The following is a 21695-nucleotide window of genomic DNA, read 5'->3' as shown; positions in this document are numbered from 1 at the left end:
TGGCGGACCGGACGAGACTCGAACTCGCGACCTCCGGCGTGACAGGCCGGCATTCTAACCAACTGAACTACCGGTCCGAATAGCGATAACTGCTACAAAGTAAACCGTATGATGATGGCGGACCGGACGAGACTCGAACTCGCGACCTCCGGCGTGACAGGCCGGCATTCTAACCAACTGAACTACCGGTCCGCATTACATCATGCTGATATTACTTTGGTACTGCTTTACGTTTCCAGGCCATCTTTCGATGGTGGGTGGTACTGGGTTCGAACCAGTGACCCCCAGCTTGTAAGGCTGGTGCTCTCCCAACTGAGCTAACCACCCGCTGGTCACGTGGCGCTGCATTCTACAGAAGCCTCGCTGAATGTCAACACGTTATGTTTAAACTTTGTGATTTAAACCAGCGCGTTGCTCACATTCCCGAAGGCGTTCCATGAGCGCGGACGAAGGATGCCGCAAGTGAGGCCGCCTCGTCAATCAAAAACTCATGTTTTAATCCAGAAGCGCGCCGTGGCTTAAAGTCATGGTCACCATCAGTTAGCCAGTCAAGCCTGGTTTGAGGCGTTAATGGATAGCCAATTACTTCTTCACGCGTACCAAACGGGTCACGCTCGCCTTGTAGTATCAATACCGGACAGTGAATATCAGGCCAGTGACTTAACCGACGTTTTTCAGGCGCTTTCGGCGGATGAAACGGATAGCCTGCGGCGATAACACCAGGGCAAGCCTGCTGGCTGGCCAACATCGTCGCAATTCGTCCGCCCATCGACTTTCCGCCCACCCACAGTGGCGATGCCGCCAATGGCGCAAGTAGACGATACCAGGCAGTAAAATGCGCTACCGTGTGAGCAACTGGCGGTGGCGGGCGGCGTTTACCCTGTTGATTAATCTGCTGCATATAGGGAAAGTCAATCGCAAACACCTGAAGCCCCTGGGCTGCCAGCCCATTGATCATGCGCTGCATAAAAGATGACTGATGCCCAGCACCTGCGCCATGCGCCCATAAAATTCGCCCGATACGCGCCCGCCCCACCACTGCCAGCGGCCCAAGCCCCTCCACCAAAAAGAAGCCGGGGGCTTCAGTTTGCGCCAAGGCATCTTCCAGCGCGTCTGGCGGAAGGGGCAAATATCCTGCATAAGCGTCTGGCATCACTGTTTTCTTTCTCCTGGCATTTTAGTCCGTTAAACCATCACTATTCATTCAAGAGTTTCCCGATGGCTGCTACCTTAAGGAAACACTCTTGCCTGATAAAACGTTGATGATACGGTTATTTAAAGCACAGGCAGCGAAGCCATGACAACATTATCGGCCTCCTCTTGTTACCACTGTGGCAGCCCTGTTCCGAGCAATGCGCCTTGGCATATAACGCTGGACGCCACCACGTACCCGTTGTGCTGCCCAGGCTGCGAGGCCGTTGCCCATGCCATTGTACAGGGCGGCCTGGCGCGCTATTACCAGCAGCGCACTGAGCTGCCCGACACGCCTGCCGGAGAGACACTCGATAGCGATGCCTGGGCGTATTTCGACAGCCCTGAATTTGAGGCAAAATTCCGGAAAACGTTGCCCCCTGGCGTCGACAGTGACCAGTTAAGCGCTACGCTCGCGGTAGAAGGTATTACCTGTAATGCCTGTGGCTGGTTAATTGAACATCGCTTAAATGCGCTGAAGGGCATCACCTCAAGTGCCGTCGATTTATCACGGCATCGCCTTCACGTTAGCTGGCAACCCAGCAAGCTTGAGCTTTCCCAGCTACTGGCCGAGCTTGCCGGCATTGGCTACAGCGCCCTGCCTTTTGAGCCAGACCCTGCACAGGAACGCGGGCGCTATAAAAAACGCCTGTGTGCCTGGCGGCTGGGCGTATCGGGGGCGTGCCTTCTAGGTATCACGCTGCTCATGCTTTTTTTGCCGAGTGAAGTACGAGGGGATCTCAATACGCGTACTACTACGCTGCTTCACTGGCTTCCCATGGTACTGGCAACGCTTGTCATGCTGTTTGCCACGCCGCCTTTTTTTCGACAAGCGATTGTCGATATAAAGCGTGGCTTGTTGGGTCCGGCCATGCCTACTGCCCTGGCACTGGGCTGCGCTTACCTGGCCAGCGGCTACGCATCGTTTTTTCACGCAGGGGAGCACAACGTTGGCATGTACGTTGGCATGATTGCGCTGCTCACAACGCTGTTACTGCTTTTTGGCTGCGCTCGATCATTACCCATTTTAAGAAGCCCTCAAGACACATTTAAAGGAGCCCTACCCGCCACGACCATTCGGCGTTATCCCGATGAAAGCGAGCGAATTTTACCCGCGTGTGAGCTTTGCCCAGGTGATCGTATCGTAGTGAACGCGGGGCAGCGGATACCTGCTGACGGCATTATCGAGCAAGGCGCATCAAGCCTGAACACCTCACAGCTCACCGGCGAACCGCTCCCGGTGAGTTACGCGAAAGGAGATAGCGTGCTGGCAGGCTGCCAAAACCTCGAAAACCCGCTGGTGATTAACGTAGTCCAACCGCCTGCCCGCGCCCGTATTGCAGCGCTAGGCCCCCTGGTTGACGCTGCTTTTACTGGGAAGCACCTGGCCAGCATTAACGCACGCGGCGTGCACACATGGAGTGCTGGCCTGCTTATCATAACGCCAGGAGTGACAGCCCTCTGGTGGTGGTTTAAACCGCTAATGGCATTGGATGTACTGCTTTCGCTGCTAATAGCAGGCAGCCCGTGCGCACTGGCGTTGGCAACCCCAGCGGCGCTAACGGTCGCTTACCAGCAGTTACGTGCACGAGGCGTGGTGATAACGAATCCTCGCGCCCTGCTTTCATTGGCCACAACAACGCAGCCTGCCGATGAGGCGATAGCGTCTTGCTCAGACGTGGTCATACTCAGCCCACAAAGCGGGCGCTCCGTAGAAACCCTAGCCATTGCCCGCGCCACGCAGCGCTGCATACAACACTCAATGGGCATGGCGGCCTCCATCAGCGTGATAGCGCTTTGCCTAGCGGCAGTGGGCGCCCTATCGCCGTTTGGCGCCATCACGGGCGCTGGCGTCAGTGTGCTTGCCGTCATTGCTAATACGCTACGCTTTTCACACAGGCTATCTACTTCCAACGTATCCACCTCCCATTTATCCACTTCAGCAGTCAAAAGCGTGCCATGAACCCAACCGGGCTTGATCTTCCTCCGCTTATTGCCGCGTTCGTGTTTGGATTGATGGGCGGGGCCCACTGCATCGGCATGTGCGGAGGCGTCATGAGCGCATTAACCTTTGCCATCCCGCCCAGCATGCGTAGCTCGGCGCGTATGGGCGGCCTACTGCTAAGCTACAACTTGGGCCGAATATTAAGCTACATGACGGCAGGCGCGCTGGTAGCCGCGTTGGGCACCGTGCTTTCGCCCTCACTGCTGGCGCGCCAGCTGTTGCAAGGCGTTGCAGCGCTCATGCTGATTCTCATGGCGCTGTATATTGCTAACTGGTGGAAAGGGCTTTTGCGCGTGGAAGCCGTGGGCAAACGATTATGGCGTCACCTTGAGCCCTGGGGCCGACGCTTGATGCCGGTGGTTCATTTCCCCCAGGCATTCGCGCTAGGCGCCATTTGGGGCTGGCTGCCCTGTGGGCTGGTGTATTCAATGCTGGCCTGGAGCCTGGCGACGGCCCGGCCGCTTCAAGGGGCTTTATTAATGGGCGCTTTTGGCCTGGGCACCCTGCCTGCGCTACTGGCCACAGGACTTGCCGCACGCAAGCTTAATCATCTTATTCGTCACCCCGCGACAAGAACCATCGCCGCGCTCGTCATTATCGGCTTTGCCGTATGGCAGCTGTGGGCACTCAACATGCACTCAGGTGGGCATTCAGGCGGACACTCACACGCCAATCATTGACCTGGCGCAACGCACTACAGCGCTATGTTCTCTAGCCTATCGGTAGCTTTTAAAAACGTATTTTCAGCTACCGGAGCGCCTCTTCATGCCTGTATGTGCCACGGCTGTCCCCTCATCCGTTACTGCTACCGCGTCATCCAGCACCCGCTGGGATGACGCATTGCTGCGCCGTTATGATAAAAGCGGCCCACGCTACACCTCCTACCCGACGGCGCTGGCCTTTCACGAAGGGTTTACCGCCGAAGATGCGACCCAGGCCATTGAGCGCAGCAACGCAAGTCAGCGCCCGCTTTCCATCTATGTCCATATCCCGTTTTGTCGCAAAATCTGCTTTTATTGCGCGTGCAATAAAATTGCGACGAAAAACACCGCCCTGGCCGAGTCGTATCTCTATCGGCTAGATCGTGAGATGGTCCTGACGGCCCGTCATCTGGATACAAAGCGCCCTGTCAATCAGTTGCACTGGGGCGGAGGCACCCCTACGTTTCTTTCACTGGAGCAGATGGGCGACTTGATTGACCGCCTGGACGCACGCTTCGGTCTTTCAAACGCACCAGAGCGTGACTACGCCATTGAGATCGACCCGCGCGAAGCCGATGTTTTAACCCTGCGCCACCTGCAGTCTTTGGGCTTCAACCGCCTGAGCCTTGGCGTACAGGACCTGGACCCACGCGTTCAAAAGGCGATTAACCGTCATCAGCCTCGCGTGCTTACCGAAACACTAATGGATGAAGCACACCGGTTGGGCTTTCTCTCGCTGAATCTGGATTTAATCTACGGTCTGCCCTTTCAAACGGAAAGGAGCTTCGCCAAGACGCTTGAACAGGTGATCGCGTTAAATCCGGCGCGTTTATCCGTGTTTAATTACGCGCATTTGCCTGAACGCTTCAAGCCTCAGCGACGTATCAGCGTGGATGACCTGCCAGGTGCGGATGAAAAGCTTTCGATTCTGCGTACGACCATCGACATGCTGACCGCTGCGGGCTATCAACATATTGGGATGGATCACTTTGCCAAACCCAATGACAGCCTGGCGGTTGCCCAAGCCAACGGCACCCTACAGCGCAATTTTCAGGGCTACTCCAGCCATGCCAGATGCGATCTTATCGGTCTGGGCGTGTCAGCTATTTCCCGAATAGGCGATAGCTATGCGCAAAACCCTACTGACCTGGCTAGCTACGAAGAGAACCTGGATCAAGGTCGACTGGCTACCGTGAAAGGCGTACGATTAAATCAGGATGACCTAATACGAGCCGACGTTATCGAACGTTTAATGTGCGATATGCGCCTGGATTTAGCAGCGGTTAGCCGGCAATGGCAGGTTAACGCCAACGACTACTTTGCCAGTGCGCTGGAAAGCCTACGCACTGCTGAACAGGACGGGCTAATCGTTCGCTTGGATGATACGCTTGAGGCGACGCCAATGGGCCGTTTACTGATTCGCCAACTGGCCATGGCGTTTGATGCTTACCTTCCGGGGCACTCAGGCCAACGCTACTCAAGAATCGTTTAACCGGCGGCATCAACGCCTGCGGTAGATAGCCATTTAGGCAAAAGAGAAACAGGGAGATAGTCATGCTACCCTCGACAAGCCAACGACGCTCGCTTCTTCAAGAAGCACGCTGTCAGACCTGCAGCCTAAGCTCGCTTTGCCTTCCACTAGCGCTTGAGCTTGAAGGCATGGGGCAGTTTGATGCCATCATCAGACGCCGAGCACCGCTGAAAAAGGGCGAAACACTGTTTCGTCAAGGCGACCGTTTTACCAGTGTGTATGCCGTTCGCTCAGGCAGCCTAAAACAGGTAACCAGCGAAGGTAATGGCAACGATCAGCTCACTAACTTCTTTTTGCCCAGCGAGCTTGTCGGATTGGACGGCATTGACGAAGAGCACTACCCAGGCAGCGTGATTGCCCTTGAAACCACCACCATCTGCGAAATTCCCTTTGATCGGCTGGACCTGCTTTCAGAGGAGCTGCCGGAGCTTCGTGGTCAGCTGTACCGCAGTATGAGCAAGGAGCTTCGCGATGACCGGCGCATGATGCGCCTGTTGTCGCGCAAAACCGCCGACCAGCGGCTGGCCAGTTTTCTACTGACGCTTTCAGAGCGTTTTCGGCGTCGGGGTTACTCGCCTTACAGCTTTAGGCTTTCAATGGCGCGTGCGGATATCGGCAATTATCTGGGGCTGGCGGTTGAGACGGTCAGCCGTATCTTGAGCCGTTTTCAGCAGCAAGACGTGGTGGCCGTCTCAGGGCGCGAGGTTAACATCCTCGATATGCAGCGGCTTATAGCGCTTGCTGAAGAGGAAGAGCCGGTGATTAGCTCACGTTAAATGCTTCAATACGCCCCGCCATGAGTGCTTCCTGTTTGGCTTCCAGTCCCGCAAAGTCAAACAGGTCGCGGTCAGCTAGCTGCGAAGGCGCGACGTTAGTGACCGCTTTAAACATGCTTTCCAAACGCCCCGGATACTTTTTGTCCCACTCGGCCAGCATTTCCTTAACGACCTGACGCTGCATGTTCGGCTGCGAACCGCACAGGTTGCAGGGAATAATCGGGAACTCCATCAGGCGCGAAAACTCCGCAATATCCGCCTCTTTACAGTAGGCCAGCGGACGAATCACGACATTCTTGCCGTCATCGGAAAGCAGCTTGGGCGGCATTGCCTTCAGGCTGCCGCCAAAGAACATATTCAGAAACAGCGTTTCCAGAATATCTTCACGATGATGGCCAAGGGCGATCTTGTTGGCGCCGATTTCTTCGGCAAACCCGTAAAGCGACCCGCGCCTTAACCGCGAGCAAAGCGCGCAAGTTGTCTTGCCTTCCGGCGTTTTTTCTTTCACTACCGAGTATGTATCGCGCTCCAGAATGCGGTACTCCACGCCGAGTTTTTCCAGATACCGGGGCAGTATATGCTCAGGAAAACCAGGCTGCTTTTGGTCCATATTGACCGCCACCAGTGAAAAATTCACCGGCGCATTGCGCTGCAGGTTGCGTAAAATCTCAAGCATGGTGTAGCTGTCTTTCCCCCCCGACAGGCAGACCATGATCCGATCGCCTTCATTGATCATTTGGTAATCGATAATTGCATTACCTACCTCGCGCCGCAGCCGCTTTTGCAACTTGTTGAATTCGCGTTTCTGTTTGGCATCCTCAAGCGCCGGCTGGCCTTGCAGGTCAGGCGTCGGTGCAACGGTTGCCGCGGCGGGGTCAAAATGATCAAGGTGTTGCATGATATAAGCACTGCCAATGGTAGAAGGAGCAGCCGCTATTCTAACAATACTCCCGCCGTTCACCCAACTGGCAAAATCACGTCGTTACTATGATCATAACTACGGTCATCACTATGGTTATCAATACGGTTATCAATACGGTTATCAATACGGTTATCAATACGGTTATCAATACGGTTATCAATACGGTTATCAATACGGCCATCGGCACAGGCACCACTACGCTAGAAGCTAACCCGACTGCGTCATATCACGCTGTAAGCGCATATACAGCAAGGCGCTTGCGGTGGCTTTACCTAGCAATCTCTGGGTCGAGATAGTAGGCACTTGCCAGCAGGCCAACGCCTCGGAAAACGGTTGGGAAGACTCCACTAACGGGTGTAAACGGCGCAATTGGCGTTGATGCAGTTTGGCCACATCGACCTGAACATTAGGTAGCCCAAACCCGAGGTGCGCTCTAAAGGCTCTATTAAGCATGCAAAACTGCTGGTCCAGTTGCCACCCGACCAGCGGCCGGTTGCCAATAAAATCGGTAAACGCATGCAGTGTCTCGGCACAGAGGGGTACCGCCGTGGCGGGATTGTAAAGCTGCTGATGCTGGCGCAGCACCGGCTGGTCAACCGTTTGAGGGTCGGCAAACGTTGCCACCCACGGCTGGCTTGTGTGCACTTGCTGTTGATTAAGTACCACAGCAGCCACACTTAATACCGGCGTTTCACCGGGTAGTGATTCGCAAGCCAGCGCCACTAGCTCTTCCCCCATATAGGGCTGGAAAAGCCAGGCGTAAGGCGAATTCGCATAGCGGCGCCGATCTCGCTCACGCTTAAACGTTCTGCGCAGCGTTTGCCCCAGCAGTGCCATGCCTTTTTTGCTGCCTTGCATAGCGCTGCTCATGAATATTCTAAATGGTAACGATAGGAGAGGCGCTGTTTAAAGTCTTTAACGATATGTAGCGACTCGCGCAATAAATCGCGCTCAAGTGACGAGAGCTCTTGCACCACCACGTGATTGGAGCGCGCATCGTCCATATCCTGCCCGCTAAGTTGCTGTTTAAGACGCAGCTCGGTCAACAGTGAAAGTGCCTCTCCTAAATCATCAGCGGTGCGTCGTTCAAGGCGGCCATCATCAACCAGTGCCGTCAACCTGCCCAGCGTCGAGGTTACGCTGATGCGCCGCTCAAGCGCCATGGTACGTACACCGTGGACAATCGGAAAAATGCCGCCTTTTTTGATATCGATACCGTGCTGAGGCTTTTTAAGCGAACCAAAAAGCGTCAGCGGTGTTGAAAAACGCAGAGCCGCACGCGCAAAGTAGGAAAGCAGAATTTCATCATGGGCACAGCGCGCAAATAGCGCCTCGCGCACGCTTTCAAGTAAACATGGATTCCCTGCCATTGAATGAGCATCCAGCATAATGGCAAGTTTCATTAAACTATCGCCATCGCGCACGTTGGCCCATTGAGCAATACGCTTCTTCCACTGAGAAACGCTGGCAACCCACTCGGGGTTAGAGACCATGATATTACCAGGGCACGGCGGGTAACCCAGTTTTATGAGCGTCTCGGTTAAGGCCTGCATATCATCGGCGACACTTGGCCACTGGGCGTCGTCGTCTAAAATCAGACCGTTATCCTGATCCGTTTTCAAAATTTGCTCGCCGCGCCCTTCACTCCCCATCACCATCAGGCAGCTATGCTGATGATGCTCCTCATTGATAACAAAATCCCAGGCCTTGCTCATAATCCGGCCATTCAAGGCCGCCAGCAGGTCCATGGCAAAATTAAGCTTAACGCCTTGTGCCATAAGGGCTGTGACGAGTTCAGGGGTACGATGACTAGCAACTGCCAACGTTTCCAAGTCATCAGCCTGCTCCACCTGCAGACTAACAACGTAACTTCGGCTGGAAAAATAACTCAGCACATCCGTCAGCTCGACCACGCCTTTTAACGCGGCCTGCTCCATCACCACAACGCGGGTAACCTTGTGCCGAGTCATTAACACCAGGGCTTCAAACAGGTACTGCTCAGGCGTTACCGTGACAAGGGAGAAGTGCGCCACCTGACCCACCAGAGTGGCTGACGTGAAGCCGCTCACGACCAGGCCATTGAGCAAATCGGTTTTCGTCACCATGCCAAGCTTGCCTTGGGTTTCCACCAGCAGGCTGTCAGCATGGCTTTCGTTAAGCTTTTCAACCGCCCCGGCAATAGTGGTAGAAGCATCCATCAGCAGGGGCGCTCGCATACATTCACTAATGCGGGCCAGCATAAAGCCTGCCATGGTGACGCCACCGTCGGCGCGCTTTTCTGTCAACAAGCGCGCCTTGTGAGCAAGTGACTGCCTAAAGAACTGCTCAAAAGGAGGGTACTGGCGACACAGCTGGCTAAACAGAAGGCTGGGCATGGTGTAGCAAAGGCACTCCTGCTCAGCCTGAAAACGGTAGCGGCTTTTTCCGTTCAAGATGCTAATGGCGCCAAACAAGTCCCCTGCCGTGTAGTGCCCAATGTGAGCACTTGCCGCAGGCAAGGAGGGGTCTATCTCAGCGACGTCTCCCTTATGAATAAGAAAAACGTAAGCACCCTGCTCGCCCATTTCCAGGATAATGTCATCGCGGTCAAAATAGGCAAGGTCCATGCCTCGACGAACATGCTCGCGCCCCGTGTCATCAAGCAACGTAAATGGCAGTTGGGACAGATCAACATCAACCATGGGGCATGTCCTTACACTACAAAAGAAAAAAGCGACGTCCGTAAAATTGGAAGTACGTCAATCAACGGGTGAGGTACTTCTTTCTGGTTTACGGTGTTTAAGAGCCAGCCTACTACTTTTTATTAGTAACGGTAGCGTCAGACTACTGCCTAGCATAAGCCCTTCTCAATAAAGTAAACCAATTAACCCAAATAAGCCTGTACAAAACCTGCCACTAAGAAACACATACTACTCTATATACCTTTATCTATTATTCCAACGTCGCCCGACGTTGGTTTAAACGACTAAAGTAGCACCTCCCCAGCAACTAACCGTTAGTATTGAACGCTATTTTAAAGTAGCAAATATTATCTTTTAACCAAACCCTAGACCATCGTTCAACTAACGAGTAGTCTGCTGAAAAAATGTACGTAAAAACGCTAATATTCAGCCATTTGAAACTCTTTATTTAGTCTATAGTAGATAGTGATACCAAAGTCTGGGATTATTTTTTAGCGATTATTGTCCAGTATTGACAATGCATCATTCAGGGTAATTGCACAGTGCTAACCAAAACTTACCAAAATCTCATAAAACGCTTGTATCAACGGCAATAATCAATAACCAACCAAGAGACAAAACCAAGCGGTAGGTAGTTTTAGCGTGCAATTACCCTGACATGCTAAACGCTATTCCTGGTGAACTTTCCAAACCTAAAAACACAAGTGGAGAGCAACACAATGGCAGATGACAAATCCAATGCTGCGGAATACTGGAAAGCCAACGTTCGTTTAATTACCGGATGCCTTATTGTGTGGGCCTTCGTGTCTTACGGATGCGCGATTTTGTTTAGACCGCTTCTAGCAAGCATTCAAATAGGGGGAACAGACCTGGGCTTCTGGTTTGCTCAGCAGGGCTCGATCCTTACCTTTATTGCTCTGATCTTCTTCTACGCCTGGAGAATGAATCAGCTCGATAAGAAATTTGGCCTTGAGGAGTAAGTCAGAATGAGCCAATTTGCAATCAACCTGCTTTTTGTAGGCGCCTCCTTTGCGCTCTATATCGGTATCGCGATATGGGCGCGCGCGGGCTCCACAAAAGAGTTCTATGTGGCTGGCGGTGGTGTTCACCCGATCACTAACGGTATGGCCACAGCGGCCGACTGGATGTCAGCGGCCTCGTTTATTTCCATGGCGGGCCTGATCGCCTCCGGCGGTTACGCCAACTCAACCTACCTGATGGGCTGGACCGGCGGCTTCGTTATTCTGGCTATGCTGCTCGCTCCCTACCTGCGTAAATTCGGCAAGTTTACCGTTCCAGACTTTATCGGTGAGCGCTTCTATAGCCGTACCGCTCGGGTCGTCGCGGTTATCTGCCTGATTATCGCATCAGTTACTTATGTAATCGGGCAAATGACCGGGGCTGGCGTTGCCTTCTCACGCTTTCTGGAAGTACCCAGCACTTGGGGCATCTGGATCGCTGCGGGAATTGTTTTCCTGTACGCCGTCTTCGGCGGCATGAAGGGCATCACCTATACCCAGGTCGCCCAGTACATCGTACTGATTGTGGCCTACACCATCCCGGCTGTGTTCATTTCCATGCAGTTGACGGGCAACCCCATCCCCATGTTCGGTATGTTCAGCTCCCACACGGAATCTGGCCTGCCACTGCTGCAAAAGCTTGATGATGTCGTCATGGCACTTGGGTTTCAGGATTACACCGCCGACGTCGACAACAAGCTAAATATGGTGCTGTTCACGCTCTCGCTAATGATCGGTACCGCTGGCCTTCCCCACGTTATCATTCGCTTCTTCACGGTTCCCAAGGTGGCTGACGCACGCTGGTCTGCGGGCTGGGCGCTGGTCTTCATCGCGCTGTTGTACCTAACAGCGCCAGCCGTCGCCTCCATGGCACGTCTGAACCTGATGACCACCATTTATCCGGAGCTAACCGGCCAGGTTGAGAATTATGAGGAGGCCGGTGCCGAGCCAATCCTCTACGAAGATCGTCCTGAGTGGTTCCGCACCTGGGAAGAGACTGGCCTGATCACGTTCTTTGACTTTAACGATGACGGCCGCATCCAGTTCTATAACGATGCCAACGCTGAGTTTGACGTTATCGCTGATAGTCGCGGCTGGGAAGGCAATGAGCTGACGGTCAACAATGACATTCTGGTTCTGGCTAACCCAGAAATCGCCAACCTACCCGGCTGGGTAATTGGCTTGATCGCGGCGGGCGGTATTGCGGCCGCCCTCTCGACAGCGGCGGGTCTTCTTCTCGCTATCTCGTCGGCGATCAGTCATGACTTAATCAAGAACACGATCAATCCGAATATCAGCGAGAAGAAGGAGATGTTAGCAGCACGCATCTCAATGGGCGGGGCTATCTTGCTGGCCACCTATCTTGGCTTGAACCCGCCAGGGTTTGCGGCACAGACCGTCGCCCTGGCCTTCGGTATTGCCGGCGCCTCGCTGTTCCCGGTACTGATGATGGGTATTTTCTCAACTCGCATGAACAGCACCGGAGCCGTGGCCGGTATGCTGTCAGGCCTGGCGTGTACCCTGCTGTATATCTTTACCTACCTCGGCTGGTTCTTTATCCCGGGCACCAACATGCTGCCCAATACCCCGGATAACTGGCTGTTCGGTATCTCCCCGCTCTCCTTCGGTGCGGTGGGTGCCATGATCAACTTTGCCGTTGCCTTCCTTGTCTCTAGCATGACGGCGCCGCCGCCTAAAGAGATCCAGGAGCTAGTGCAAAGCGTACGCTATCCAAAAGGTGCTGGTGCCGCAGTTGATCACTAAGCCATAATCGTTCCTGAATGCGCTCGCCAGAGCGCATTTCACGGAATCCATGTCGAACCGGGCTTCCTTTGGGAAGCCCGTTCTCTTTCAGGAAATCGCTTTATGATATGGCACTTGATTGCCGCTATTTTTGCTGCACTGGCCGCTGCGGGGATTGGTTTGATTCTACGCAATCTATCTCGCAACCGGCTTCCTAAATGGATAGTGCCGGTGTTTGCGGGGCTGGGTATGCTCGGTTATCAGATTCACGTGGAGTACTCGTGGTTTGAGCACAAACAACACCAGTTACCTGAATCATCCGTCATCGTCAGTAGTGCCACCGGAACAGAAGTATGGCGCCCATGGACGTTTGTTTTCCCCATCACGACCCAGTTTAGCGTGGTGGATAGCGACAACATTATTACCCGCGATATTGAAGGTGATCAGGTGGTGGAGTTTATTCTTTACCAGTTCATTCGCCGTCATACTGATTTTGTGTCTACTCAGCCCTACTTGCTGAACTGCGAAAGCCGTGAACTGGTGCCGCTAAGCAACGAGGCTGGCGAGGCGCAGTTGAGCGAACTTCGTCTCTTGCGCGAAACATCCACGCTGTTAGCCACCGTATGCGGGAATGCCGACGCATAGGAGAGACGCAAGCGTTGCTCTTCGCCTAGAATGGGGCTCTTTACACGCGCCGCTCGCTGGGCGAGATAAACGTTGGTGGGGGAAATAGGCATGTTTCACGGTGGGCTGCTGGTCGCGGTATCCTTTCTTTATATCGCGATTCTCTTCGGTATTGCCTGGCACGGCGACCGCCGTGCCCGTACCCACGGCGCCAGCCGCCGGCGCCCCCTCATATATAGCCTGGCGCTGGCCATTTACTGCACCTCCTGGACATTTTACGGCGCAGTAGGCCAGGCAGCCACGGCAGGCTGGTCCTTTGCGAGTATTTTTGTTGGTCCTATCCTGACATTTTTACTGTTTTGGCCGGTTCTCGCCAAAATGATCCGCGTTGCCAAACACCAAAACGTCACTTCTATCGCGGACTTTATCGCCTCGCGCTACGGAAAGACGCAGTCGCTTGCCGCGTTTGCAAGCCTGGTCGCGCTGATCGGAACGCTTCCCTATATCGCGCTACAGCTAAAGGCTGTCTCGTCCACGTTTAGCGTGCTAACCGATGCCAGCGATAGCGTGGGAAGCCCGCTCTTTGGCGACACCGCCTTTTATGTAGCCGTTATTATGGCTGTGTTTGCCATTTTGTTTGGTACCCGTCATACCGATGCGACCGAGCACCATGAAGGCTTGATTCATGCCGTCGCCTTTGAATCCATCGTCAAACTTGTCGCATTTATTGTGCTAGGCGCCTTTGTTACCTGGGGCATGTTCGATGGCTTAAGCGAGCTAATGGGGCACGCAGAGAGCCAGCTTGGCCTTCAGCGCCAGCTCGCCAACCAGGACTTCGGCCAAAGTTTTTGGGCACAAACGCTGCTCGCGATGCTGGCGATTCTCTGCCTGCCACGTCAATTCCATGTGGCCGTGGTTGAAAATATTCACCCGGATGACGCCACCAAAGCCCGCTGGCTGTTTCCGCTTTATCTGTTGGCTATCGCTTTTTTCGTTGTGCCCTTGGCCGCAGCCGGGTTACTGCTCTTTTCAGAGAGCGGCGTCGAGCCTGATACCTATGTGTTGGCGCTTTCCATGGCCTCGGGCCATGAGTGGTTAGCGCTGCTGACCTTCATTGGCGGGTTTTCAGCCGCCACCGGCATGGTGATTGTTGCAGCGGTCGCCGTTTCCATCATGATCTCCAATGAAATTGTTATCCCGGCCCTGTTCCGGTTGCGCTGGTTTGATACCAAAGCCCGTGACTACGGACGCCTGGTCCTGCGAGCCCGTCGCATCACCATTGCTGTCGTGTTGGCGATGTCCTACGGCTTTTACCGACTCATCGCCGAGCTCACTTCGCTTGCTTCTATCGGCATGCTCTCCTTTGCAGCCGCCGCGCAGTTTGCCCCTGCGGTCATTGGCGGGCTTTACTGGAAACGCGGTAACCGGTTGGGCGTTATCGTGGGGATGAACGCAGGCTTTGCCATCTGGGTTTACAGCCTCTTGTTGCCCGCCATGACGAATGCCGGCGTGTTGCCCCTGGCATGGCTCTCAGACGGCCCGATGGGGATTGCCTGGCTCTCCCCCACCGCCCTTTTTGGCCTGAACCTGGGGGATAGCTTTACCCACGGCGTCATGCTATCGCTGGGCGTTAACCTGTTTTGCTATATCTTCATCTCCCAGGTGACCTCGCAGCGAGTGGTTGAGCGTATCCAGGCCTCGCTATTTGTCGATAGTGTTGAAACGCGCCAGACCTCGGTGAACCGCCCGTGGACAGGTGCCACGACGGTGGGCGACCTAAAAGTATTATGTGAGCGCTTTTTGGGCGCAAGCCAGGTGGAACGGGCATTTGAGGATTACGCGCGCCGCCTGGGCAAGCCACTGGACTACAGCACACGCGCCTCCATTGATGTTATTCAATTTACCGAGCGGTTTCTTGCCTCGGTACTCGGCGCATCCTCGGCACGCATTGTCGTTAACTCAGCGCTACAAGGACGCGGAATCGGCATTTCCGATGTTATCTCTATTGTTGATGAAGCGTCACAGGTACTGGAGTTCAACCGGGCACTGCTGCAGGCCACTATCGAAAACATTAACCAAGGGATTAGCGTTGTTGACCAAAATCTGTGCCTGGTCGTCTGGAACCAACGCTATCTTGAGCTGTTCCGCTTTCCCGACCATTTAATTCGCGTCGGCGCGCCAATTGATCGCATCTTCCGCTATAACGCTCATAACAGCGAATATGGCCCGGGCGACCCCGAAGAGCATGTCCAGCTACTGCTGGATAATATTCGCGAAGGTCACCCTCATCGCTACGTGCGCTATCGTCAGGATGGCAGCGTGCTGGAAGTTCAGGGTAATCCGATGCCCGGCGGTGGATTTGTTTACACGTACCAGGATATTACCCAGCAAAAGCGGATTGAAGAGGCACTGATTCGTTCCGAAAACAATATCCGTATTTACACCGATAATGTCCCTGCGCTCATTGCCTACTTTGATAAAGAGTGCCGCTACCTGTTTACCAACCGCGCCTATGAGCAAGCATTTAACATTGATCGTAATGCGGTGATTGGCCGGCGCTTTGAGGATGTGCTGTCACTTAAGCAGTCAGAAGAGCGTGGCCCTTGGGTCGCCCGAGCACTGAATGGAGAACGGGTAAGTTTTGAAGTCTCCATGCACGTCCACGATGTCATGCGCCATATGCTGGTCACCTATACCCCTCACTTTGGCGACAGCCAGTCGATTCTGGGTTTTTTCTCGCTTTATCAAGATATTACCGAGCGCCGACAAGCTGAAATAGCGCTTGAAGAGACCAATGAAACACTAGAAGAGCGCGTTCGCGAGCGCACCCAAGCACTTTCTGAAGCCAACGCCGCCCTGCGTCAGGAGAACCGTGTTCGCGCCGAGGCCGAGCAGGCCCTGCGCCAGGCCAAGCAACTGGCAGAAGATGCCAACGCCTCTAAAACACGCTTTTTAGCAGCAGCAAGCCACGATTTATTGCAGCCGCTGAATGCTGCTCGACTGTTTACGTCAGCGCTTATGCAAAACGTAACCACTCCGGATACGCAGCGTACCATCGGGCATATTGATAACTCGCTACAGGCCGCTGAAGAGCTGTTGAGCACGTTGTTGGATATCTCCAAACTGGACGCTGGCGCGCTGACACCGCGCCGCAGCCACTTTGCACTCGCCGATATATTCCGCCCGCTGCGCGCTGAATTTGAAGTCATGGCCGATAACCGCGGCCTGGATCTCAACGTTGTGCCAACCCAGCTATGGGTTGATTCGGACCCGCAGATGCTGCGTCGGATCGTGCAAAACTTCCTTTCCAACGCGGTGCGTTATACGCAGGATGGGCATGTGCTGCTGGGCTGTCGTCGCCAAGGACAGCGGCTTTTAATAGAAGTCTGGGACAGCGGCCCCGGCATCCCCGAGTCCAAGCTCACGGAAATCTTTCAGGAGTTCCGCCGTCTGGATCAGGTATCGCGTCACAAGGAGAGTGAAAAAGGCTTGGGACTTGGGCTCTCTATTGCTGATCGCATGAGCCGAGTGCTTGACCACCCGATTAAGGTTCGCTCCTGGGAAGGCATTGGTACCGTGTTCTCCGTCAGCGTGCCTGTGGTAGCGGCCAGGGCAATCACCGCTGCCGAGCAAGAGCCTACCAACCGGCGCAGCGGCAATAAGCTAGCCGGTGCGCGCATTGTGTGTATAGACAATGAAACCCTGATTTTGGAAGGTATGACCGCCATGCTCAGCGGCTGGGGGTGTGAAGTCTTTACCGCCACCAGCATTGGGGGCGCTAAATCCATCCTGCGCAACATGGATGGCGACCCGGATGCGATCCTCGCTGACTATCACCTGGACAATGAAGTGACCGGCTTGATGGCTCTGGACGCACTGAGCGAGCGCTTATCGGGCGCGGTGCCCGGCATTGTGATTACCGCTGACCGTACCGAAGCCGTTGCGGACATGGTCAAACGCGACGGCTATCAACTGCTGCTGAAACCGGTAAAACCTGCCGCCCTTCGCGCGCTATTGACCCGCACGTTACAGGCCAGCCGGGCCAATACATAGCCTATATGTACCGCAGAAAAAAACCGCTTACGTTGCGCGTAAGCGGTTTTTTTTAATCACGCCACGAGAGCGTTTATGACTCGACTTTAGGCGGCTCGACTTCCAGTTTTTGCGCCGCAATGACCGCTTGTGTGCGCGAATGAACGCCCAGCTTACGTAAAATCGCCGTCACATGGGCTTTAATCGTTGCTTCAGAAACGTTGAGCTCGTAGGCAATCTGCTTATTGAGCAGCCCTTCGGTTAGCATATTCAACACACGAAACTGCTGGGGCGTTAACGAAGCAATCGCTTCGGCAAAGCGCGACTCCTCTTCACTGGTCTCTTCCAACACGTTAGCCAACGCTTCTGGCAGCCAGACTTCACCCTGAAGAATTTCGCCTACCGCTTCAGCAATCAGCTGCAACGACGATGATTTAGGAATAAAGCCCGAAGCACCGTAGTCAATTGCCCGCCGCACGACGTAAGGTTCATCACTGCCCGACACCACCGCCACCGGAATATCCGGCATTTGGCCACGCAACTGAATGAGCCCTGAAAAGCCATGCGCCCCAGGCATGTGCAAGTCCAGCAAGATCAGGTCGGCATCAGGATGGCGATTGACCACTTCCGTTGTGGCTTCCATGGTGTCGGCTTCGACAATCTCAGCCTGCGGGGCTAATTGGCGCAAGGCCTGAGTGAGCGCTGCACGAAACAGCGGATGGTCGTCTGCAACGATAAACTTATGGGCTACTGCCATGGATATTCCTCCGGTTCCTCGTGCAGCGGAAATACGTGCCGCTACGACGCTAGGCTCAAACGGTCAACGCATGGTACCCCAAGGTTTCTTCATGCCCAAGCATACCTGCATATTTTGTCATCATTATGTCACCCTTTTAAACGCAACAGTGCCGACCCTCTGGTCGGCACTACAACGCATAAGCGCAGCATGCTGCTATTTGCGCTCTTTTTGGCTGACACTCATCAACTTACGTAGCACTCATCACGCTTAAGCCACTGAGTAGTAAGCTACTATTGATTGGCTCGATGCTCAATCAATTCGTCAACCACTGAGGGGTCAGCCAGCGTGCTTGTGTCCCCCAGGCCGTCGCATTCGTTGGCCGCAATCTTGCGCAAGATACGCCGCATAATCTTGCCCGAGCGCGTTTTAGGCAGCCCCGGCGCCCACTGGATCACATCGGGGGAGGCAATAGGCCCAATATCTTTACGTACCCACTGGGTCAGCTCTTTCTTAAGCTCATCAGATGGCTCAATGCTATCGTTCAGTGTTACATAGATATAGATGCCCTGCCCCTTGATATCGTGGGGGAAACCTACCACCGCCGCTTCAGCCACCGCCGAGTGAGCAACCAGCGAGGACTCTATTTCTGCGGTGCCCATGCGATGGCCCGACACATTAAGCACGTCATCCACACGTCCGGTAATCCAGTAATAGCCATCTTCATCACGACGGCAGCCGTCGCCGGTGAAGTACATGCCATCGTAGGTGGAGAAGTAGGTCTGCACAAAGCGTTCGTGATCGCCCCAGATAGAGCGCGCCTGCCCCGGCCAGGAATCAAGGATCACCAGATTGCCTTCGGCGGCGCCTTCCAGCTGGTGGCCTTCGTTATCCACCAAGGCTGGTTGTACGCCAAAGAAGGGCAACGTGGCAGAGCCAGGTTTTAGATCCATTGCGCCGGGCAGCGGAGAAATCATGATGCCGCCGGTTTCCGTTTGCCACCAGGTATCCACAATGGGGCAGTTTTCGTTGCCAATCACCCGATAGAACCACTCCCAAGCTTCCGGGTTAATCGGCTCGCCTACCGAACCCAGCAGGCGCAGGCTGTCGCGTGAGCTGGTGCTCATCACGTTGTCACCATGGGCCATCAGGGCACGCACGGCAGTGGGCGCGGTGTACAGAATGTTGACCTTATGCTTATCAACAATTTCACCCAAGCGCCCATGAGTCGGATAGCTGGGCACGCCTTCAAACATCAACGTGGTCGCACCGTTGGCAAGCGGCCCGTAGACGATATAGCTGTGTCCGGTCACCCAGCCCACATCAGCGCTGCACCAATAGACCTCGCCCTCCTGGTAATCAAACACATACTGGTGAGTCATGGCGGCGTAGGTAAGGTAGCCACCCGTCGTGTGCTTAAGGCCTTTAGGTGCACCTGTTGAGCCGGACGTATACAGGATAAACAACGGATCTTCGGCGCCCACCGGCTCGGCGTCGCACACCGCTTGCTGTCGATCAACCAATTCATCAAACCAGAGATCGCGGCCTTCTTTCCAGTCGATGTCACCGCCGGTACGTTTTACGACCAGTACGTTCTTGCAGACGTCGGTGCCTTCGCGGGTGAGTGCTGAATCGACGTTCTCCTTGAGCGGCACGTGTTTGCCACCACGCACTGACTCGTCGGCGGTAATAATCAGTTTGGAATCAGCACCAATAATCCGCTGGGCTACCGCATCGGGCGAAAAGCCACCAAAGACGACCGAGTGGACCGCACCAATCCGTGCGCAGGCAAGCATTGCCATGGCCGCTTCTGGGATCATGGGCATGTACATCGTCACCGTATCGCCTTTCTCAACACCCAGCGACTTCAGAGCATTGGCCAATTGGCAGGTGCGCTCATGCAGTTCACGATAGGTAATGTGCTTGGATTCATCAGGATTATCGCCTTCCCAGATAATCGCCGTTTGATCACCGCGCTGTTCAAGGTGCCGGTCAAGGCAGTTGGCACTCACGTTGAGTACGCCGTCCTCAAACCACCGAATATCCACATTATCCCGTTTAAATGAGGTGTTCTTGATGATGGTTGGCACTTTAATCCAATCAAGACGCTTGGCCTGCTCTGCCCAGAAACCTTCGGGATCATCCTTGGACTGCTGGTACATGGCCGTGAACTTTTCTTTATCGGCCCAGGCGTTGGCGGCGATAGCATCGCGCACCGGATAGACGTTTTGATGTTCGCTCATAGTTGCCTCATGTCCGTAGAAACGCACTCTCAATAGGAATGTAGTCGGTATTATTCTTTGTTGCCCCGACACCACTGAATGTTCCCCTAGCATAAACCTCCCTTAGGCGGCTTCCTCTTAGACATTGGTATTAACATTTTTTATTTAAAAAACAGCAACCTGGATGACTTTCAACGATTATCGTAAGCGATATAGACCAACGTCTCCTGGCAATGACGACAACGATAGCGGCGCCCCTTGTTAACTAGCGCATGGCGCCTGGCCGTCAACAGGTGTTCACGGCAGGCGCACTGATAGCGGTAAGGTGCAGGCTGAGCCTTATGAACGTCGAAGCGGTGGGTAACGTGAGGGGCTAGCCCAAACAAGTCCCGCATCACGGTTTTCCACTCTTGCCCGTGTGGTTTTAAGCGTCGCCCGTCACGTAGATGAAACACCAGCCAATGCGCCATCTCATGCGGAATCACATCGTTAAAAAACGCAGTACGATTGTCACTAAGCAAAATAAAATTAAACCGCAGGCCACCGCGCCCCCAATGGGCTTGCCCCGCTGAAGCGCCCTTTAAGTCAAACCATACCCGGGGCCGCGGCAACTGCGGATACACTTCCAGGCAGCGCTGCCACGCTTGCTCGACCCGGCTTAATGCCGCTTTTTGTAGCGCCTCGGGTGACAGCGCCGCCAATTCATCTTCCGGCCAAGGCGGCAGCGGCAATGTACCCGTTAGCGATGCGCCTATTAGTGATAAACTTGTCATGAATGAATGCCTAAATGATGGTTACCCATTAGTATCATTTTTTAAACGACCCAACTCATGAGGCTTGCTATGGCAGAGCGCCCCGACGATGCAAACGCGCCAGAGACTGTCCCTCCGCAGCCACTGCTGACCGATGAGCAGCTCGACAGGCTGGATGATTTCCTCGACTCAGACCAGGTCGATGAAGACGCGCTGGACGTGATCTCCGCCCACGGCTTTCTCGTGGCACTCGCGGTAGCCCCCAGCGAAGTATCACCGGCCCAGTGGCTCGTTGAGCTGTTTCAAGGCGAACCGCGCTATGCCGATGATAACGAGCGCAATGAAATTGTTAATCTGCTAACCCTGCTGCGCAACAATGCAATGGCCGTGCTGGAGCAAGGCGGGCTTCCTGAACTGCCTTTTGATTTAACCCTGGATGGGCTGCCTGCGGAAGAAACACCGATTGGCGACTGGTGCGCGGGCTTTATGGAAGGCGTCTTCAGCGATGAAAGCGCGTGGTTCCAGGAGGATGAAGAAGCCGCGGCAACACTGCTTTTGCCCTTTATGCTGCTTTCCGGGCTATTTGATGATGAGCCCGACATGGCCGAGATGGCAAGCGACACGGCACACCAGGAAAGCCTGGTCGCGCAATTGCCAGAGCTCGTGCTTGATTTGTATTTGCATTACCGCGTTCCACCGGAAACGCCCAAACCCAAGCCGCGCAAAAAAACGCCTGCCAAGAACCGCAAGCGTCGCTAAG

At 54.4% G+C, this 21695-nt stretch carries 16 protein-coding genes and 3 tRNA genes; 9 read left to right on the top strand and 10 right to left on the bottom strand.

From position 1 onward, the window contains the following. The 4 genes from INT20_RS10405 to INT20_RS10390 form a co-directional block, all read right to left on the bottom strand. Positions 1-77, bottom strand: a tRNA-Asp gene (locus INT20_RS10405). 38 nt (positions 78-115) lie between these two features. Further along, positions 116-192 (bottom strand) — tRNA-Asp (locus tag INT20_RS10400). 59 nt (positions 193-251) lie between these two features. Next, a tRNA-Val gene (locus INT20_RS10395) sits at positions 252-327 on the bottom strand. A gap of 88 nt (positions 328-415) precedes the next feature. Then, positions 416-1153, bottom strand: a complete 738-nt coding sequence (locus tag INT20_RS10390; protein ID WP_193053269.1) for an alpha/beta fold hydrolase — start codon at positions 1151-1153, stop codon at positions 416-418. Between the two features lie 144 nt (positions 1154-1297). Between INT20_RS10390 and INT20_RS10385 the strand changes: the two genes are divergently transcribed. The 4 genes from INT20_RS10385 (at position 1298) to fnr (ending at position 6204) form a co-directional block, all read left to right on the top strand. After that, on the top strand, positions 1298-3154 hold the full coding sequence (locus tag INT20_RS10385) for a heavy metal translocating P-type ATPase metal-binding domain-containing protein (protein ID WP_193056880.1): 1857 nt from the start codon (positions 1298-1300) through the stop codon (positions 3152-3154). Further along, positions 3151-3876 (top strand): sulfite exporter TauE/SafE family protein, encoded by a 726-nt coding sequence (locus INT20_RS10380; protein WP_193053271.1) that lies wholly within the window; start codon positions 3151-3153, stop codon positions 3874-3876. The genes INT20_RS10385 and INT20_RS10380 overlap by 4 nt, the downstream gene beginning before the upstream one ends. Before the next feature lie 85 nt (positions 3877-3961). After that, positions 3962-5389 carry an oxygen-independent coproporphyrinogen III oxidase gene (gene hemN / locus INT20_RS10375; RefSeq protein WP_193056878.1) on the top strand — a complete coding sequence of 476 codons (1428 nt, stop codon included), beginning with the start codon at positions 3962-3964 and terminating at the stop codon, positions 5387-5389. A 62-nt stretch (positions 5390-5451) separates the two neighbouring features. Then, positions 5452-6204 (top strand): fumarate/nitrate reduction transcriptional regulator Fnr, encoded by a 753-nt coding sequence (fnr, locus tag INT20_RS10370; RefSeq protein ID WP_172117427.1) that lies wholly within the window; start codon positions 5452-5454, stop codon positions 6202-6204. On the opposite strand, the gene ttcA is transcribed toward fnr, so the two are convergent. The 3 genes from ttcA to INT20_RS10355 form a co-directional block, all read right to left on the bottom strand. Further along, positions 6191-7102, bottom strand: coding sequence for a tRNA 2-thiocytidine(32) synthetase TtcA (ttcA, locus tag INT20_RS10365; RefSeq protein WP_172117426.1), 912 nt, complete (start codon positions 7100-7102; stop codon positions 6191-6193). The two genes, fnr and ttcA, sit on opposite strands and share 14 nt — an antisense overlap. A 231-nt stretch (positions 7103-7333) precedes the next feature. Beyond that, positions 7334-7984, bottom strand: coding sequence for a 3'-5' exonuclease family protein (locus INT20_RS10360; RefSeq protein ID WP_193056877.1), 651 nt, complete (start codon positions 7982-7984; stop codon positions 7334-7336). Positions 7985-7992: 8 nt separating this feature from the next. Further along, positions 7993-9807, bottom strand: coding sequence for a putative nucleotidyltransferase substrate binding domain-containing protein (locus INT20_RS10355; RefSeq protein ID WP_193056876.1), 1815 nt, complete (start codon positions 9805-9807; stop codon positions 7993-7995). 719 nt (positions 9808-10526) lie between these two features. On the opposite strand from INT20_RS10355, the gene INT20_RS10350 reads away from it, so the two are divergent. The 4 genes from INT20_RS10350 (at position 10527) to INT20_RS10335 (ending at position 17246) form a co-directional block, all read left to right on the top strand. Next, positions 10527-10787 (top strand): DUF4212 domain-containing protein, encoded by a 261-nt coding sequence (locus tag INT20_RS10350; RefSeq protein WP_087105999.1) that lies wholly within the window; start codon positions 10527-10529, stop codon positions 10785-10787. Between the two features lie 6 nt (positions 10788-10793). Continuing rightward, positions 10794-12590: a sodium:solute symporter family protein gene (locus tag INT20_RS10345; protein WP_192527636.1), complete on the top strand. Its 1797-nt coding sequence runs from the start codon at positions 10794-10796 to the stop codon at positions 12588-12590. A 102-nt stretch (positions 12591-12692) separates the two neighbouring features. Next, on the top strand, positions 12693-13214 hold the full coding sequence (locus INT20_RS10340) for a hypothetical protein (protein ID WP_172117421.1): 522 nt from the start codon (positions 12693-12695) through the stop codon (positions 13212-13214). Positions 13215-13304: 90 nt separating this feature from the next. Further along, positions 13305-17246: a hybrid sensor histidine kinase/response regulator gene (locus tag INT20_RS10335; protein ID WP_193056875.1), complete on the top strand. Its 3942-nt coding sequence runs from the start codon at positions 13305-13307 to the stop codon at positions 17244-17246. Positions 17247-17319: 73 nt separating this feature from the next. On the opposite strand, the gene INT20_RS10330 is transcribed toward INT20_RS10335, so the two are convergent. From INT20_RS10330 to INT20_RS10320, 3 genes are all read right to left on the bottom strand, one after another. Then, positions 17320-17982, bottom strand: a complete 663-nt coding sequence (locus INT20_RS10330; protein WP_016916171.1) for a LuxR C-terminal-related transcriptional regulator — start codon at positions 17980-17982, stop codon at positions 17320-17322. A gap of 272 nt (positions 17983-18254) precedes the next feature. Next, positions 18255-20204 carry an acetate--CoA ligase gene (gene acs, locus INT20_RS10325; protein ID WP_193053276.1) on the bottom strand — a complete coding sequence of 650 codons (1950 nt, stop codon included), beginning with the start codon at positions 20202-20204 and terminating at the stop codon, positions 18255-18257. A 170-nt stretch (positions 20205-20374) separates the two neighbouring features. Beyond that, on the bottom strand, positions 20375-20956 hold the full coding sequence (locus tag INT20_RS10320) for a SprT family zinc-dependent metalloprotease (protein ID WP_172117418.1): 582 nt from the start codon (positions 20954-20956) through the stop codon (positions 20375-20377). Between the two features lie 69 nt (positions 20957-21025). Between INT20_RS10320 and INT20_RS10315 the strand changes: the two genes are divergently transcribed. Then, positions 21026-21694: a YecA/YgfB family protein gene (locus INT20_RS10315; RefSeq protein ID WP_172117417.1), complete on the top strand. Its 669-nt coding sequence runs from the start codon at positions 21026-21028 to the stop codon at positions 21692-21694. Position 21695 lies beyond the last annotated feature (1 nt).

The sequence above is a fragment of the Halomonas citrativorans genome, from assembly GCF_014898005.1.
GTDB classification, from domain to species: Bacteria; Pseudomonadota; Gammaproteobacteria; order Pseudomonadales; family Halomonadaceae; genus Vreelandella; species Vreelandella citrativorans.
Note: the sequence above shows the minus strand (reverse complement) of the source record. Positions and strands in the feature narration are given on the sequence as shown.

Excerpts from the sequence above, each read along its gene's own strand:
- INT20_RS10380 (WP_193053271.1), top strand. The coding sequence starts at position 3,151 with ATGAACCCAACCGGGCTTGATCTTCCTCCGCTTATTGCCGCGTTCGTG.
- INT20_RS10385 (WP_193056880.1), top strand. The coding sequence starts at position 1,298 with ATGACAACATTATCGGCCTCCTCTTGTTACCACTGTGGCAGCCCTGTT.
- acs (WP_193053276.1), bottom strand. The coding sequence starts at position 20,204 with ATGAGCGAACATCAAAACGTCTATCCGGTGCGCGATGCTATCGCCGCC.
- INT20_RS10315 (WP_172117417.1), top strand. The coding sequence starts at position 21,026 with ATGGCAGAGCGCCCCGACGATGCAAACGCGCCAGAGACTGTCCCTCCG.
- ttcA (WP_172117426.1), bottom strand. The coding sequence starts at position 7,102 with ATGCAACACCTTGATCATTTTGACCCCGCCGCGGCAACCGTTGCACCG.
- INT20_RS10390 (WP_193053269.1), bottom strand. The coding sequence starts at position 1,153 with ATGCCAGACGCTTATGCAGGATATTTGCCCCTTCCGCCAGACGCGCTG.
- hemN (WP_193056878.1), top strand. The coding sequence starts at position 3,962 with ATGCCTGTATGTGCCACGGCTGTCCCCTCATCCGTTACTGCTACCGCG.
- INT20_RS10340 (WP_172117421.1), top strand. The coding sequence starts at position 12,693 with ATGATATGGCACTTGATTGCCGCTATTTTTGCTGCACTGGCCGCTGCG.
- INT20_RS10320 (WP_172117418.1), bottom strand. The coding sequence starts at position 20,956 with ATGACAAGTTTATCACTAATAGGCGCATCGCTAACGGGTACATTGCCG.
- INT20_RS10360 (WP_193056877.1), bottom strand. The coding sequence starts at position 7,984 with ATGCAAGGCAGCAAAAAAGGCATGGCACTGCTGGGGCAAACGCTGCGC.
- INT20_RS10355 (WP_193056876.1), bottom strand. The coding sequence starts at position 9,807 with ATGGTTGATGTTGATCTGTCCCAACTGCCATTTACGTTGCTTGATGAC.
- INT20_RS10345 (WP_192527636.1), top strand. The coding sequence starts at position 10,794 with ATGAGCCAATTTGCAATCAACCTGCTTTTTGTAGGCGCCTCCTTTGCG.
- INT20_RS10335 (WP_193056875.1), top strand. The coding sequence starts at position 13,305 with ATGTTTCACGGTGGGCTGCTGGTCGCGGTATCCTTTCTTTATATCGCG.
- INT20_RS10330 (WP_016916171.1), bottom strand. The coding sequence starts at position 17,982 with ATGGCAGTAGCCCATAAGTTTATCGTTGCAGACGACCATCCGCTGTTT.
- INT20_RS10350 (WP_087105999.1), top strand. The coding sequence starts at position 10,527 with ATGGCAGATGACAAATCCAATGCTGCGGAATACTGGAAAGCCAACGTT.
- fnr (WP_172117427.1), top strand. The coding sequence starts at position 5,452 with ATGCTACCCTCGACAAGCCAACGACGCTCGCTTCTTCAAGAAGCACGC.